At 76.0% G+C, this 14,883-nt stretch carries 15 protein-coding genes; 10 read left to right on the top strand and 5 right to left on the bottom strand.

The genetic code is table 11. The features are described from left to right. Positions 1–617: 617 nt before the first annotated feature. The 3 genes from HOP40_RS14080 to HOP40_RS14090 are packed head-to-tail and all read left to right on the top strand — an operon-like array spanning position 618 to position 4,161. The gene (locus HOP40_RS14080; RefSeq protein ID WP_240157667.1) at positions 618–2,117 is read left to right on the top strand and encodes a purine-cytosine permease family protein; all 1,500 of its coding nucleotides are present in this window, start codon (positions 618–620) and stop codon (positions 2,115–2,117) included. Between the two features lie 50 nt (positions 2,118–2,167). Beyond that, positions 2,168–3,586, top strand: a complete 1,419-nt coding sequence (locus HOP40_RS14085; protein WP_172158571.1) for a DHA2 family efflux MFS transporter permease subunit — start codon at positions 2,168–2,170, stop codon at positions 3,584–3,586. Next, positions 3,583–4,161 carry an HAD-IA family hydrolase gene (locus HOP40_RS14090; RefSeq protein WP_172158573.1) on the top strand — a complete coding sequence of 193 codons (579 nt, stop codon included), beginning with the start codon at positions 3,583–3,585 and terminating at the stop codon, positions 4,159–4,161. Before HOP40_RS14085 ends, HOP40_RS14090 begins: the two co-directional genes overlap by 4 nt. A gap of 6 nt (positions 4,162–4,167) precedes the next feature. Here the strand turns inward: HOP40_RS14090 and HOP40_RS14095 are convergent, their stop codons facing one another. Next, complete coding sequence (locus HOP40_RS14095) at positions 4,168–5,211, bottom strand: winged helix DNA-binding domain-containing protein (RefSeq protein ID WP_172158576.1); 1,044 nt, start codon at positions 5,209–5,211, stop codon at positions 4,168–4,170. 139 nt (positions 5,212–5,350) lie between these two features. Here HOP40_RS14095 and HOP40_RS14100 point away from each other — a divergent pair, with 139 nt between their 5' ends. Then, positions 5,351–6,700 carry an HNH endonuclease signature motif containing protein gene (locus HOP40_RS14100; protein WP_172158578.1) on the top strand — a complete coding sequence of 450 codons (1,350 nt, stop codon included), beginning with the start codon at positions 5,351–5,353 and terminating at the stop codon, positions 6,698–6,700. Here HOP40_RS14100 and HOP40_RS14105 read toward each other — a convergent pair. Beyond that, positions 6,660–8,174: a sulfatase-like hydrolase/transferase gene (locus tag HOP40_RS14105; RefSeq protein WP_240157668.1), complete on the bottom strand. Its 1,515-nt coding sequence runs from the start codon at positions 8,172–8,174 to the stop codon at positions 6,660–6,662. The two genes, HOP40_RS14100 and HOP40_RS14105, sit on opposite strands and share 41 nt — an antisense overlap. A gap of 11 nt (positions 8,175–8,185) precedes the next feature. Beyond that, complete coding sequence (locus HOP40_RS14110; protein ID WP_172158584.1) at positions 8,186–8,854, bottom strand: CDP-alcohol phosphatidyltransferase family protein; 669 nt, start codon at positions 8,852–8,854, stop codon at positions 8,186–8,188. A 61-nt stretch (positions 8,855–8,915) separates the two neighbouring features. Here HOP40_RS14110 and HOP40_RS14115 point away from each other — a divergent pair, with 61 nt between their 5' ends. Genes HOP40_RS14115 through HOP40_RS14140 form a run of 6 tightly spaced genes read left to right on the top strand, consistent with a single transcriptional unit; the run spans position 8,916 to position 13,632 of the window. Next, a complete protein-coding gene (locus HOP40_RS14115; protein WP_172158586.1) occupies positions 8,916–9,890 on the top strand; it encodes a zinc-dependent alcohol dehydrogenase in 975 nt (324 codons plus the stop codon). Positions 9,891–9,920: 30 nt separating this feature from the next. Further along, positions 9,921–10,319 (top strand): 6-pyruvoyl trahydropterin synthase family protein, encoded by a 399-nt coding sequence (locus HOP40_RS14120; RefSeq protein WP_172158589.1) that lies wholly within the window; start codon positions 9,921–9,923, stop codon positions 10,317–10,319. Then, positions 10,316–11,371 carry a glycosyltransferase family 4 protein gene (locus HOP40_RS14125; RefSeq protein ID WP_240157669.1) on the top strand — a complete coding sequence of 352 codons (1,056 nt, stop codon included), beginning with the start codon at positions 10,316–10,318 and terminating at the stop codon, positions 11,369–11,371. The genes HOP40_RS14120 and HOP40_RS14125 overlap by 4 nt, the downstream gene beginning before the upstream one ends. After that, a complete protein-coding gene (locus HOP40_RS14130; protein ID WP_172168334.1) occupies positions 11,368–12,180 on the top strand; it encodes a class I SAM-dependent methyltransferase in 813 nt (270 codons plus the stop codon). Before HOP40_RS14125 ends, HOP40_RS14130 begins: the two co-directional genes overlap by 4 nt. Positions 12,181–12,190: 10 nt before the next feature. Beyond that, positions 12,191–13,072, top strand: coding sequence for a lysylphosphatidylglycerol synthase domain-containing protein (locus HOP40_RS14135; protein WP_172158602.1), 882 nt, complete (start codon positions 12,191–12,193; stop codon positions 13,070–13,072). Beyond that, positions 13,066–13,632 (top strand): histidine phosphatase family protein, encoded by a 567-nt coding sequence (locus HOP40_RS14140; RefSeq protein WP_172158605.1) that lies wholly within the window; start codon positions 13,066–13,068, stop codon positions 13,630–13,632. The genes HOP40_RS14135 and HOP40_RS14140 overlap by 7 nt, the downstream gene beginning before the upstream one ends. 3 nt (positions 13,633–13,635) lie before the next feature. On the opposite strand, the gene HOP40_RS14145 is transcribed toward HOP40_RS14140, so the two are convergent. Together HOP40_RS14145 and HOP40_RS14150 are read right to left on the bottom strand one after the other, a co-directional pair. Continuing rightward, the gene (locus tag HOP40_RS14145) at positions 13,636–14,385 is read right to left on the bottom strand and encodes an FkbM family methyltransferase (RefSeq protein ID WP_240157670.1); all 750 of its coding nucleotides are present in this window, start codon (positions 14,383–14,385) and stop codon (positions 13,636–13,638) included. Further along, positions 14,378–14,833: a DUF2231 domain-containing protein gene (locus HOP40_RS14150; protein ID WP_172158607.1), complete on the bottom strand. Its 456-nt coding sequence runs from the start codon at positions 14,831–14,833 to the stop codon at positions 14,378–14,380. The genes HOP40_RS14145 and HOP40_RS14150 overlap by 8 nt, the downstream gene beginning before the upstream one ends. Between the last annotated feature and the right edge of the window lie 50 nt (positions 14,834–14,883).

The raw sequence follows: 14,883 nt of genomic DNA on the forward strand, positions 1-14,883 counted from the left end.
GTGGGCGGCGTGGTCGTGGTCGGGGTCGTGAGCGGTGGGGTGGTGGTCGCCGGGGCCGGTGCGGGCGGCCGCTCCGGCTCCCGCGCCACCGGCGCCCGAACCGGCCGCGGTTCGGCGGGCCGCGCGGCCACCGCCTGCACCGGCGCCTCCCGCTGCTCGTCGTCGTCGGCGGTGACGGGTCGTGGTGCGGCGGGCGGTGGTGCGGCGGGGGTGCGGCGACGGCGGAGGTCGCGGCGGGCGTCACGGAGGTGCTGGTCCGGCTCGGGGTCGTCGTCCGCTCCGCTGCCGTCCGCTCCGGCACTGCGCTCGCGCCGGGCAGGGGGACGCCGCGGGGCTCGGTGGCGTCGTCGACCGCGATCCCGATCCCGACGGCCGCACCGCACACGAGCAGGCCGCCCGCCACCATCACTGCGGGCCTGCCGGCCGTCCGGGGGCCGGTGCCCACGAGGTGGGTGACCGGGCGGCGGTCCGGTGCGGGCCGGTGTCTCCCCATGCCGTCCGGTTACCCGCTGTGGCCGTTCCTGAACGGGTTCACCCGGACGGTGGATCAAGGCGCGACGCGGACCGGGCCGGGACGTAGGTTGTGCGCGACACGCCCCGGCGTACCAGGAGGGCCAGTGGCCACACCTCGCCACGCGGCGGACGCGACGCGGCCCACCGGCCGCACGCTGCCCGTCGAGCAGAACGGCATCAACGTCATCGTCGACGACGAGCGCAAGGGCGTCCCGCGCCAGCTGTTCTGGCCCTGGTTCAGCGCCAACATCTCGGTCCTCGGCATCAGCTACGGCGCCTTCACCCTCGCGTTCGGCATCTCGTTCTGGCAGGCCGCGATCGCGGGCGTGTTCGGGGTGCTGTTCTCGTTCCTGCTGTGCGGGTTCGTCGCGGTCGCGGGCAAGCGCGGGTCGGCGCCGACGATGGTGCTGTCACGGGCGGCGTTCGGCGTGCGCGGCAACCGGCTGCCGTCGGCGATCTCGTGGCTGCTGACCGTCGGCTGGGAGACCGTCCTGACGATCACCGCCACCCTCGCCACGGCCACGGTGTTCGAGCGCCTCGGAGCGGGCGGGGGCACCGGCACGCTCGTCGTCGCGCTGATCGTGGTGGCGGGCTTGGTCGTCGGCGCGGGGGTGCTCGGGTTCGACGTGATCATGCGGGTGTCGTCGGTGATCACGGTCGTCGCGGCGGTGCTGACGGTCGTCTACCTGGTGCTGGTCGCCGGCACGATCGACCTGGGCGCGGTCACCGCGCTGCCCTCGGGCTCCACGGCCGCCGTCGTCGGGGCCGTGGTGTTCCTCATGACCGGCTTCGGGCTGGGCTGGGTCAACGTCGCCGCCGACTACTCGCGGTACCTGCCGCGCTCCTCGTCGAGCCGCGGGGTCGTCGGATGGACGGTGTTCGGCGCGTCCGTCGGGCCGGTGGTCCTGCTGCTGTTCGGGCTGCTGCTGGCCGGCTCGTCGGCGGAGCTCAGCGAGAACATCGCCTCCGACCCGGTCGGCGCCCTGGCCGCCGCGCTGCCGACGTGGTTCCTGGTGCCGTTCGCGCTGGTCGCGGTGCTCGGCCTGGTGGGCGGGGCGGTGCTCGACATCTACTCGTCGGGGCTCGCGCTGATGGCCACCGGCCTCCAGGTCACGCGGCCGACGGCCGCGCTGATCGACGGCGTGATCATGGTGCTGGGCACCGTCTACGTCGTGTTCGTGGCGGGCGACTTCCTCGTGCAGTTCCAGGGCTTCCTCATCACGCTCGGCGTGCCGGTCGCGGCCTGGTGCGGGATCGTGCTGGCCGACATCCTGCTGCGCCGCGGCGACTACGCCGAGGACGACCTCTACCGCCCGTCGGGCCGCTACGGCGACGTCCAGTGGTTCCCGATCGCGGTCATCGCGGTCGCGACGGCGCTGGGCTGGGGGCTGGTGACGAACGCGAGCGCCGAGTGGCTGACGTGGCAGGGCTACCTGCTCGGGCCGATCGGCGGGCGCGAGGGCGACTGGGCCTACGCCAACCTCGGCGTGCTCCTGGCGCTGGTGATCGGCTTCGTGGCGGCGTACGTCGAGTCGCGGGGGCGGGTGGCGGCGCAGGAGGTGCCTCCCGCAATGCGGCTGCGCCCGGGCGACGGGTCCGCCTAAGCTCGGATCACGGTGGCGCCGTCCGGCCGCCGGAACCGGGGGGAAGAAGAATGTCCGGCACGAACGTCGGTCTCGAGAAGCCGGCGGCGCCGGTCACGCGCGTGGGTCTCGCGATCGGACTGCTCGTCGGGTCCGCCTTCGTCATGATCCTCAACGAGACGATCATGAGCGTCGCCCTGCCCGTGCTGATCACCGACCTGGGGATCAGCCCGAGCACGGCGCAGTGGCTGACCAGCGGGTTCCTGCTCACGATGGCCGTGGTCATCCCGGTCACGGGGTTCCTGCTGCAGCGGTTCACGCCGCGGCAGGTGTTCGTCGCGTCGATGACGCTGTTCAGCCTCGGCACCCTGGTCGCGGGCCTCGCGCCCGGCTTCGAGGTGCTGCTGACCGGCCGGATCGTGCAGGCCGTCGGCACGGCGGTGATGGTGCCGCTGCTGTTCACGACCGTGATGACGCTCATCCCCGCGGAGCGCCGCGGATCGACGATGGGCACGATCTCGATCGTCATCGCGGTGGCTCCGGCCGTCGGTCCGACGATCTCGGGCCTGATCCTCTCCGCGCTCGACTGGCGCTGGATGTTCTGGATCGTCCTGCCGATCGCGCTGGTCGCGCTCGTCGCGGGGGCGTCGCTGCTGCAGGTGCCGGTGGAGACGCGGAAGGTCCCGCTCGACGTCCCGTCGGTGCTGATCTCCGCGATCGCGTTCAGCGGGCTCGTGTACGGCCTGAGCGCGATCGGCGAGGCCGCGCGCGGCGGGACCGCGGTGCCGCCGTGGATCCCGGTCGTCGTCGGGGCGGTGGCGATGGTCGTGTTCGTGGCGCGGCAGCGGCGCCTGCAGCGCGACGACCGCGCCCTGCTCGACCTGCGGCCCTTCGCCCACCGCTCGTTCGTCGTGTCGGTGGTGCTCGTCGTGCTCAGCATGATGGCGCTCTTCGGCGCGCTGATCCTGCTGCCGCTCTACCTGCAGGAGGTGCTCGGCACCGACCCGTTCGTCACGGGGCTGGTCGTGCTGCCCGGCGGGCTGGTGATGGGGCTGCTCGGGCCGGTCGTCGGGCGCACCTACGACCGCGTCGGCGCCCGCCCGCTCGTCATCCCCGGCGCGGTGGTGCTCAGCGCGGCGCTGTGGCTGCTCACCGCGCTCGTCGGCGGGCCGCTGTGGACCGTCGTCGCCGCGCACGTCGTGCTCAGCGCGGGCATCGCGGTGATGCTCACGCCGCTGATGACCGACGCGCTCAGCGCGCTGCCGACGTCGCTCTACTCGCACGGCAGCGCGATCATCACGACGCTGCAGCAGGTGGCGGGGGCGGCGGGCACGGCGCTGTTCGTCACGGTGATGACGCTGGCGTCGGCGTCCGGCGGGGCGATCGACGCCGCCGGCGTGCGCGTGGCGTTCCTGACGGCGGCCGTGATCTCGCTGCTCGCGATCGGGACGTCGCTGCTGGTGGCACCGCGGAAGGCCGCGGTGGCGTGACGCGCACGGTGGTGTTCGACGTCGGTGACGTGCTGGTGCCAACGCTCTCCCTGCACGCGGTCGTGGGCGAGGGGCTCGGGCTGCCGGAGGCCGAGTTCCTCTCCGGGTTCTGGTCCGGGCGCGGCGCCTACGACCTGGGCGGTGCGTCGTCGGAGTACTGGGCGGGCGTGCTGCGGGCGTGGGGCCGCGACGCCGATGCGGAGCTGATGGCCGAGCTGGAGCGCCGCGACGCCCACCGCTGGTCGGTGCTGCCCGACGAGCAGGCGGCGCTGGTGGCGGAGCGGGCGGCGGCGGGCGACCGGCTGGCGCTGCTGTCGAACGCCCCGGTGCCGCTGGCCGCCGCGGTGCGGGCGGCGGCGTGGAGCGAGCCGTTCGACGTGCTCGTGTTCTCCTGCGACCTCGGCGTGGGCAAGCCCGACCCGGCGCTGTTCGCCCGCGCGTCGGCGCTGCTCGGGCCGGGGGAGGCGGTGTTCCTCGACGACAAGGCGGAGAACGTCGAGGCGGCCCGGGTGCACGGGTGGGAGGCGCACGTGTGGGTCGGCGTGGAGGACGCTCGGGAGTGGCTCAGCCGCTGATCTCCGTCAACCGCTGACGTGGAACGTCGCGAGCCGCTCGGCCTCTGCCTCGACCTCCTCGCGCACGGCGGTCGTCAGCGGCTCGAACGGCGTGACCTCCACCCGGTCGTCGGTGCGGCGCCAGGTCCCGGCGACCCGGCCGTCGACGAGGAACGTGGGCGCCGACTGCGGCTTGCGCGTGTGGAACACGTGGTGCCGGTGCTCGGGCGGGAGCAGCTGCGCGCGGACGGCGTGGCCGAGGAGCAGCACGGCGTCCCAGGTGCCGAGGAACCGGACCGGGGCGGGGACGTCGGGGTCGGGGAGCGGGGCGTCGGGGAGGTCGACGAGGACGGCGCCGTCGGGGTCGCGGAACGTCCGGAGGGTGAGGCGGGCGAGCACGCCCTTCGTGAAGGTGATCGTCCAGCCGGCGTAGCGGGCGAGGTCACCGGGGGTGGCGGGGCCGAAGCCGCCCAGGTAGCGGCGGGCGAGGTGCTCCTCGGCCCGCTCCCGGTCGACGGGGGCGATGAGGGGTGCGGCCAGGCCGTAGACGTGGGCGCGGGGGCGGTCCCAGGTGCCGGCCGGGGGGACGCGGACGAGGTCGACCCAGAGCTGGGCGCCGGAGAAGGCCTCCTTGGGGTGGCCGGCTGCGGTGATGGCCTCGACGAGCTGGGCCTGGGTCCTGGGGCCTTCCTGGAGCGCTTCCCGGACGGTGTCCGCGACGGCGTCCATGTCGGCGTCGACCTTCGTGGTGCGGGTCCAGAGCTGCCTGCGGTGCTCCCTGACGGCTTCGGTGAGGAGGGGGTGGTCGTCGGCGGAGACCATGTGGATGGTGCAGCGCATGACCCAGCTCTGGATGATCTCCCCTCTTCCCAGGGCGTCCGTCAGGTGGTTCTTCTGGAAGATGCTCATGCGGGACCAGAGACCTACGTAGGCCGACGGGCTGTACTGGGTCTGCAGGCCTCCCACGTCTTCCACCGTTCTCCGGAGTTCGTGGTGGGTTCTGGTGAGGAGGTGCTGGCGGGTCAGCAGTGCCCTGTTGAGGTGGTGTGAGCTCAGGTGCCTGTCGGGCATGGGGGTCACCTTGGCATGTGCTGCCGCGGCGCTTCCGGTCCTCGGCGCCCTGGCGGGCGCCTGCGGTCCGGGTCGCCTTGCCCTCGAAGCCCTCGGTCCAGTGTGGATTACCGCTGGTGGAAGTGATATGATCGAACACATGTTCGACAGCGATGTGCTCGTTCTGCCCCCCGAGCAGACGCTGGGCAACACCGCGCCCTCCGGACTGTTCGGACTCGAGCTGGAGTTCGCCACCGAGTCCGTCGGCTCGCTGTCCGACGCCGAGCTGGTGGATGCCGCTGTCGGGTTCGAGCGGTTGGCTGCGTGGGCTGCTGCCCGGCAGGCCGCCGTGTTGGCCGAGTTCCAGGGACGTTCCGGGGACGGCTCTGTGCGCGCCGTCAGCGCTGCGGTTCCTCTGCGGGAGTGGGCCTCCGATGAGATCGGGATGGCGCTGACCGTGTCCCGAGGGACGGCGCAGGTGCGGTTGGCTCAGGCCCGGCGGCTCTCCGGGGTGCTGCGGCCTACCCGTGACCTGTTGGAGGGCGGGCGGCTGTGTTGGTCGCGTGCACGGCTGGTGTGCGATCGGCTCGCCCTGCTCGACGACACGCTCGCCGCCGCCGTCCAGGACCGGGTGCTGCCCGCTGCGCCCGGGCAGACCTGGGCGCAGCTCGACGCCGCCCTGCGGCGGGCGATCCTCGCCCTGGACCCGGACGGTGCCGCTGCTCGGCACCGGTCCGCTCGGGCGGAGCGGCGGGTGGACGTGTTCGCCGGCGAGGACGGGATGGCGACCCTGTGGGCCCGGCTGACCGCCCCGGACGCCGCCTCCTCGTACGCGTGGCTGACCCGGCTCGCCCGGGGTCTCGGCTCGGAGGATCCGCGGACGTTGGACCAGCGCCGCGCCGACCTGCTCGCCGCCGTCCTCACCGGACGACTCGTCCTGCGCGACCCCGCCGCCGCCGCCGCTGACACCGTCGCGGTCGTGCCGGTGACCCCGGGGAAGCCACTCATCACCGTGCTCGTCCCGCACTCCACCCTCACCGGCGCCGACGACGCCCCCTGCGAACTCGTCGGGTACGGCCCGATCCCCGCGCTACTGGCCCGGGAGGTCGCCGCCGACGCCGTGTGGCGGCGCCTGGTCAGCGACCCCCTCACCGGCACGGTGCTGGAGTACGGGCGCACCACCTACCGGCCCCCCGCCGCCCTCGCCGACCACGTCCGGGCCCGCGACATCACCTGCCGCGCACCCGGCTGCCGCCGCCCCGCCGCCACCTGCGAACTCGACCACGTCGTCCCCTGGGACCCCGACGGGACCACCGGCGAGGACAACCTCGTCGCTCTCTGCCCTGCCCACCACGACCTCAAGGAACATCCCGGCTGGCAGACCGAACTCGGGCCCGACCGCGCCCTGGAATGGACCACCCCGACCGGGCACCGCTACCGGACCGGGCGCCACGACCACCGGACGGGAGTCAGCGGGCCGGGTGGTCGGGCTCGGCCGAGAAGGCCGTGAGGAAGCGGTCGCGGAACGACTCCATCGGCCAGACCGGCGCGTCGTCGTCGGGGTGCAGGCCGGGGGTCCAGCCCCAGTCGGCGATGCGGTCGAGCACGGCCTCGTCGCGGGTGACCACCGAGATCGGGACGTCCGCGGTGTCGCCGCCGCCCGTCACGGCGGCCGAGGGCTGGTGGTCGCCGAGCACGAGCAGCACCAGGTCGTCGTCGCCGTAGGTCTGGACCCAGGACACGAGGCTGTCGAGGGAGTAGGCGACCGCGCCGCCGTACTCGGCGGGGCCCGGCGGGATGTCGGCGTAGACCGAGCCGTCGCCGACGGCGGCCCAGTCGAGGACCGGCGGGACGTAGGCCCAGGGAGCGTGGCTGGTCACCAGCGCGATCTCGGCCATCACGGGCTCGTGCGGCTCCTGGCGCTCGGCGCGCTGGAAGGCGGCGAGCGTGTACTGGTCGGGCACGGTGGCCCAGCCGTGGTCGGGGCCGCGGTAGGCGAGGGCGGGGTGGTCGAGCAGGGTGTCGTAGCCGTAGAAGGCGGCCTCCGGCCACTCGCGGGTGGTGCCGGGCATGACGCCGGCGGTGCGCCAGCCGGCGGCGCCGAAGGCGCTGGTCAGGGTCGTGCGGTCGCTGTCGACGAGTGCTGCGTAGCGGCGCTGGTCGTGGACGCGCAGGCCCGACAGGAAGGTGGCGTGGGCGAGCCAGCTGTTGCCGCCGACGACGGGCGAGGTGAGGAAGCCCGAGCGGGAGGCGAAGCCGGCGGCGTCGAGTTCCGCGGTGCCGGCGGCGAGGCGGGGGGCGACGAGGGGGAGGGCGTCGCGGCCGTAGCTCTCGACGAACGCGACGACGACGTCCTTGCCGGCGAGCGCGGAGAGGAGGCCGTCGGTGTCGCGGTGGGCGTCGACGGCGAGCTCGGCGGCGAAGGCCTCGGCGTCGGCGAGGCCGTCGCGGATCTGCACGGCGTGGTCGCGGACCAGCAGCGCCGCACCGGCCGAGGCGACGGGCGCGCCGAGCAGGGCGCACGCCAGCCAGACCGGGGTGAGGGCGGCGAGCGTGCGGGCGGTGGTGCGGCGGTGGGCGACGGCGAGCCCGGCGAGGTGCCGGACCGAGAGCGTGACGCCGACGAGGACGGCGAGCGCGACGAGCACCGCACCGAGCACGGCGGCAGTGGCGGCGAGCGGACCGGCCGAGCCCGCGACGAACTCGACGCCGGCGCTCACGGAGGCGGCGTCGAGGAGCGGGTCGAACGGGCGGGCCAGCACGGAGCGGAACGCGGCGTCGAGGACGGCGACGACGCCGACGGCCCCCAGCACCAGGCCCAGGACGGTGGCGGCCTGGCGGACGGCGCGGGCGGGGAGCAGGAGCAGCAGCGCGGCGCCGAGCAGGCCCTCGACGGACAGGGCGAGCAGGCCCAGCGGCTCGGCCGGCACCACGAGGGCGGCGAGGACGACCAGCGCGGCGACGACGGTCCGCAGGGAGGACACGGGCAGCGCTCTCACCGGGAACGCCGGAGCCACAGCACGCTCTGCCCGAACGACCACACCAGCAGCACCAGCGCGAGGCCGACGAGCCACCCCGGCGCCCCCGCGACGGCGGCGACCAGCACGATCCCCTGCAGCGCGGCCACGGCCTTCGCCGACCACCGCACCGGGAGCGGGCCGTGCAGCCACGGCAGCGCGCGGGCCGCGGCGACGAACGCGTAGCGCATCAGCCCGATCGCGAGCACCCACGGCCCGAGCAGCGTCGCCACGTGCGCGCTGAGCACGAGCAGCAGGACCGCGTCGACCTCCATGTCGAACCGGGCCCCCAGCGCCGAGGCGGTGCCGGTGCGGCGCGCGACCCGGCCGTCGACGGCGTCGAGCACCAGCGCCACCGACGCCAGGACGACGATCGGGACCGCCCCCGACCGGTCGACGACCAGCGCCGCGACCCCGCCGACCAGCGCCGCACGGGCGAGCGTGACGAGGTCGGCCGGACCGAGGGCGTCGGTGCCCGCGCGCCGGGCGGCGCCGTCGAGCAGGAGCCACAACCCGGCGGCGAACACGGTGCCGGCGGCCCAGCCGAGCGCGCCGAGGCCGACCGCCGCGGTGAGGGCGGCGAGCAGCACGACCTGGAACACGGCCGCGCAGGCCTGCTGCGTGGTCTGCCGCGTTACGGTCGTCATGGGGCGTGTGTACACCCCAGGGACACGGCCCGGACGCCGTCGCGGTTCAGGGAGGTTCGACGTGGATCACCGCGCGCGGGCGTTCTGGTCGTCGGGCACCGGCCACGGCGAGATCCGCGACGAGGTGCTGCCCGACCCGGGCCCCGGCGACGTGGTGGTCCGCGCGCTCGTGTCCGGCGTCAGCCGCGGCACCGAGCTGCTGGTGTTCCGCGGCGGCGTGCCGGAGAGCCAGCACGGCGCGATGCGGGCGCCGTTCCAGGCCGGCGACTTCCCCGGGCCGGTCAAGTACGGCTACCTCGCCGTCGGGGTCGTCGAGCACGGTCCGGAAGCGCTGCGCGGTCGCACCGTCTTCGCCCTGCACCCGCACCAGACCCGCTGGGTGGTGCCGGCCGGGGCGGTCACGGTGGTGCCCGACGACGTGCCGGCGTCGCGGGCGGTGCTGGCGGGCACCGTGGAGACCGCCGTCAACGCGCTGTGGGACGCGGCGCCGCTGGTCGGCGACCGGATCGCCGTCGTCGGGGCCGGGATGGTCGGCTGCTGCGTCGCGGCGGTGCTCGCCGGGTTCCCGGGGGTGCGCGTGGAGCTCGTCGACGTCGACCCGGCGCGCGCGGCCGTCGCGCAGGCGCTGGGCGTGCCGTTCGCGCACCCCGCCGACGCGGCCGGCGACTGCGACCTCGTCGTCCACGCGAGCGCCACCGGCGCCGGCCTCGCGCGGAGCCTCGAGCTGCTCGCCGTCGAGGGGGAGGTGCTGGAGCTGAGCTGGTACGGCGACCGGGACGTCACGGTGCCGCTGGGCGCCGGCTTCCACAGCCGGCGCCTCGCGATCCGCAGCACGCAGGTCGGGATGGTCGCGCCCGCGCGCCGCGGCCGCCGCAGCTTCGCCGACCGGGTCGCCCTCGCGCTGCGCCTGCTGGCCGATCCGCGCTACGACGCGCTGGTCACCGACGCCGTCCCGTTCGAGGATCTGCCTGCGCTGATGCCGCGTCTCGCGGCCGGTGAACCGTTCGCGCCCTGCGTCCGTGTCACCTACGGCTGAGTCATCAGCTGCACGGGAAGGGGCATCCGCTTGTTCAGCATCACGGTCCGCGACCACATGATGGTCGCGCACAGCTTCCGCGGCGAGGTCTTCGGACCGGCGCAGCGGTTGCACGGGGCGACGTTCGTCGTCGACGCCGCGTTCCGCCGGCCCGACCTCGACGCGGACGGCATCGTCGTCGACATCGGCCTGGCCGGCACCGAGCTCAAGGGCGTGCTGGCCGACCTCACGTACCGCAACCTCGACGACGACCCGGCCTTCGCGGGCGTCAACACGTCCACGGAGTTCCTGGCGAAGGTCGTCGCCGACCGCCTGGCCGACCGGGTGCACGCCGGCGCGCTCGGCGAGGGCGCGCGCGGGCTGGCCGGGATCACGGTCACCCTGCACGAGTCGCACGTCGCCTGGGCGTCCTACGAGCGTGCGCTGTGAGCGCGGGCGCCGGGCGCACCGTGCACGTCGTCGTCCCCGCCGACGTCGACGACGCGAGCCGCCCCAGCGGCGGCAACACCTACGACCGCCGGGTCGTGGCCGGGATGCGCGCGGCCGGCTGGACCGTGCGCCAGGTCCCGGTGGCCGGGCGCTGGCCGCGGCCCTCGGTGCCCGACCGAGGCGCGCTGCAGCGCGCCCTCGCCGGCCTGCCCGCGGGCTCGACCGTCCTGGTCGACGGCCTCGTGGCCTGCGGCGTCCCCGACGTGCTGGTGCCGCAGTCGCGGCGCCTCGAGGTCGTCGTGCTCGTGCACCTGCCGCTGGGCGACGAGGTGGGCGCCGCCGACCTCGCGCACCGCGAGCGCGAGGTGCTGCACGCCGCGGCCGCCGTCGTCGCCACCAGCCCGTGGACGGCGCAGCGGCTGCGCACCCAGCACGACCTGCCGCACGTCGAGGTCGTCACCCCGGGCGTGGACCCGGCGCCGCTCGCACCCGGCACCGACGGCGCGAGCCGGCTGCTCTGCGTCGGGTCGGTGACCCAGACGAAGGGCCAGGACCTGCTCGTCGACGCCCTCGCCGACGTCGCCGACCGCCACTGGACCTGCGACCTCGTCGGCCCGCTCGGGCGCGCGCCCGTCCACGTCGCCGACGTGCAGGCGCTGATCACCGCGCACGGGCTCGACAGCCGCATCCGGATGCCCGGGGCGCTGGTCGGTGCGCCGCTGGCCGCCGCGTTCGCCGCCGCCGACCTGCTGGTGCTGCCCTCGCGGGCCGAGGCCTACGGGATGGTCGTGACCGAGGCGCTGGCCCGCGGCATCCCGGTGCTGGCGGCCGACGTCGGCGGGGTGCGGTCGGCGCTGGGCGGCACCGGCCTGCTCGTGCCGCCCGCCGAGGTGCCCGCGCTGGCGATGGCGCTCGCGCGCTGGTTCGACCTCCCGGACCTGCGCGCCGAGCTTCGCGCCGGCGCCCGCGCGCGCCGCGGCGAGCTGACCGGGTGGGAGGTGACCTCGCGGTGCCTGATCTCCGTGCTCGAGAAGGCCGGGACGCCCGTCTGAGCGTCGTCGGCTCGCCGGTGTGCACGCCCGACTGGCTGGCCCTGCGTGAGCCCGCCGACGCCGCGGCGCGCTCGGCCGAGCTGGCCGCGCTCACCGCTCGGCGCGCTCCCGCCGTGGTCCGCGACCTGGGCTGCGGCTCCGGCTCGATGGTGCGCTGGCTCGCCCCGCGGCTCTCGCCGGGCGGAACAGCGTCGCCGGCGCGGTGGGTCCTGCACGACCGCGACCCCGTCCTGCTCGACCGGGCCCTCGCGGACCTCCCGCCGGGCGTCGACGCGCAGGCGAGCCGGGGCGACCTGACGGCCCTGCGCGCCGCCGACCTCGCCGGGACCTCCCTGGTCACCGCGTCGGCGCTGCTCGACCTGCTCACCGCCGAGGAGGTCGACGCGCTGGCCGCCGCCTGCGCCGGGGCGGGCTGCGCGGCGCTGCTGGCGCTGTCGGTCAGCGGGGAGGTCGCGATCTCCCCGGCCGACCCGCTCGACGCCGTGCTCGCCGCCGCGTTCGACGCCCACCAGCGCCGCACCGTCGACGGCAGGCGGCTGCTCGGACCCGACGCCGGGCGCGTCGCCGCGGAGGCGTTCGCGCGCCACGGCATGGCCGTCGAGACCCGGCCCAGCCCGTGGCGGCTCGGGGCGGGGGAGACCGCGCTGGCCGAGGAGTGGCTGCGCGGCTGGGTCGCCGCGGCGGTCGAGCAGCGGCCCGACCTGGACCGGGAGGCGGGCGGCTACCTGCGCCGCCGGCTCGTCGCCGCGGCCGCCGGGGTGCTGCGGGTGACGGTCGGGCACGTGGACCTGCTGGCGGTGCCGCGATGAGGGCCCCGCTGTGAAGGCGCTGGCCGGGGCGGCCGTGCTCGTCGCGCTCGCGGTGTGGGTCGGCACCGACGCCGTGCTCGACGGGCTCGCCGCGATCGACGCCGCCGCGGTGCTCGCCGCGCTCGCCGTCGGCCTGCTCACGACGCTGTGCGCCGCCGGCCGCTGGTGCCTCGTCGCGCGCGGGCTGGGGGTGGCGCTGCCGTTCGGCACGGCCGTCGCCGACACCTACCGGGCCTCGTTCCTCAACTCCGTCCTGCCCGCGGGCGTGCTCGGCGACGTCCACCGGGCGGTGCGTCACGGCCGTGACGACGGGCGCGGGCTGCGCGCGGTCGTGCTGGAGCGGACGGCCGGGCAGGTGGTGGTCGTCGTCGCGGGGCTGGCGGTGCTGCTCGCCCGGCCGGTGCTGCTCGGCGGGCTGCTGCCGGCGCTGGGCCTCGGGCTGGCGCTGCTCGGGACCGTCGGCCTCGTCGCGCGGCGCGTGCCGCGGCTGCGGGCGCTGCTGGGCGCGGCGGCGTCCGACGTGCGGGTGCTCGCGCGGCGCACCGGCCCCGCCGTCGTCGCCCTCTCCCTGACGGCGCTGGCCGGGTACCTCGCCCTGTTCGTCGTGGCCGCGCGGGCCGCGGGCGCCACCGCGCCGGTGGCGGAGCTGCTGCCGCTGCTGGTGCTGTCGCTGCTCGCGATGGTGCTGCCGCTCAACGTCGGCGGGTGGGGGCCGCGCGAGGCGGTCGGCGCGGTCGCGTTCTCCGCGGCCGGGCTGGGTGCGGCGCAGGGGCTCACCGCGGCCGTCGTCTACGGGGTGCTGGGCATGATCGCCTGCCTGCCCGGGCTCGCGGTGGTGCTGCTCGCCCGGGCGCCGCGCCCCACGGCGGTGCCGGAGCCGGTCCCGTGCTGATCCTCGTGCGCCACGGCCAGACCGACGCCAACGCGCGCGGCCTGCTCTGCGGGCACGTCGACCACCCGCTCACCGACCTCGGCCGCCGCCAGGCCCGTGCGCTGGCCGCGGCGCTGCCCCGGCCCGCGCGGATCGTGACGAGCCCGCTCGGCCGGGCCCGGCAGACCGCCGCCGTGCTCGCGGGCGACCGGCCCGTCGAGGTGGACGAGCGCTGGATCGAGATGGACTACGGCCGCCTCGACGGCGTCGTCCCCACCGACGTCGACGGCGGCACCTGGACGCGCTGGCACACCGACCCCGACTTCGCGCCCCCGGGCGGGGAGTCGCTGGCCGCGGTCGGGAAGCGGGTGCGGGAGGCGTGCCTCGACCTCGCCGACGACGCCGCCCGAGGGGACGTCGTGGTCGTCAGCCACGTCTCGCCCATCAAGGCGGCGGTGGCGTGGGCGCTCGGCGTGGGGGACACCGCGGTGTGGCGGCTGTTCCTGGGCGACGCCGCCGTGTGCCGGATCGACACGAGCGCGCCGGTCCCCGTGCTGCGCTGCTTCAGCTCGCCCGCCTGACGGTCAGCGGAGCCGCGCGTACACGTCCCCGGACCGGCCGAGCGGGCGGTACCGGTCGAGCAGCGCGCGCAGGCCGTCGGCGTCGAGCCAGGCGTCGGAGGCGAACCGCAGGGTCTCCACCGGCGAGTAGTTGTAGGCGTAGTCGCCCAGGCCGTCGACGAGGTCGAGCGCGGCCAGCGCGGCGTCGTGCGCGGGCGGCAGGTACTCGAACGACAGCGCGCGCACCGGGCGGCTCAGGCCGCGCAGCACGTCGAGCTCGAACCCCTCGACGTCGATCTTGCAGAACGCGGGCTCGCCGTGCTCGGCCACCAGCGCGTCCAGCGTCGTCACCGGGACCTCGACGGACCGGTCCCAGCGCACCCGGGAGAACCCGGCGTCGCGCCCGACGGTGCCGACCCAGTCCGGCGACATCGACGAGACCGTCGGCGTCGCGCTGGACAGCCCGAGCCGCGCGGTGCCCGGCGCCGCACCCACCGCGACCGGCGCGATCGTCACGCCCGGGTCGCGGCGGAAGAGCAGGCGCAGCACGCGCAGGCAGTCGGGCTGCGGCTCGATCGCGACGACGTGCGCCCCGAGCTTCCGCCACGCCCGCACGCGGCTGCCGACGTGCGCGCCGACGTCGAAGGCGACGTCGCCGGGGCCCAGGAACCGCCCGTAGAACGCGACCATCCGCCGGTGCCGCCCCGGGATGCCGTGGTACATCGCGAGCGAGCGGACGATGCCGCGCAGGCGCGCGAGGGCCGCGTCAGCCAACGACGTCACCCCACACGGCCGCCGCACCGCTGTGCCCGGCCAGGGACACCATGACGAGCGCGACGAGACCCGCCAGCGCCGCCAGCACCCCGACGACCCGCGCCGCCCGCTCCCGCCCCCGCCACGCCAGCCCGACCGCCGCGACGGCCAGCAGCGCGAACGGCCAGGCGGCGAACACCGTGAACGTGCCCAGGCGCTCGTGCTGGTCGATCACCGGCTGGAAGCCCGGGGTGATCTCGATGGCGGCCTCCAGCTGCTCGCCCGCGAGCCGCGCCAGCACCGCCGACACGGCCCCGCCCAGTGCGGCGATGGCGACGAGCGGGCCGTACGGGCGGGCCCACGACGGGCGCACGGCGACCGCCACCGACCCCGCGGTCGCGAGCGGCAGGAGGACGACGACGGCGTGGACGAGGAGCGGGTGGGCGGGCACGCCCAGGACGGTGAGCACCGCGGCAGTGTGGTGGACGCGCGGAACATCGTCCACGATCGGTGCGTTCG

The sequence above is a fragment of the Pseudonocardia broussonetiae genome, assembly GCF_013155125.1.
GTDB lineage: Bacteria > Actinomycetota > Actinomycetes > Mycobacteriales > Pseudonocardiaceae > Pseudonocardia > Pseudonocardia broussonetiae.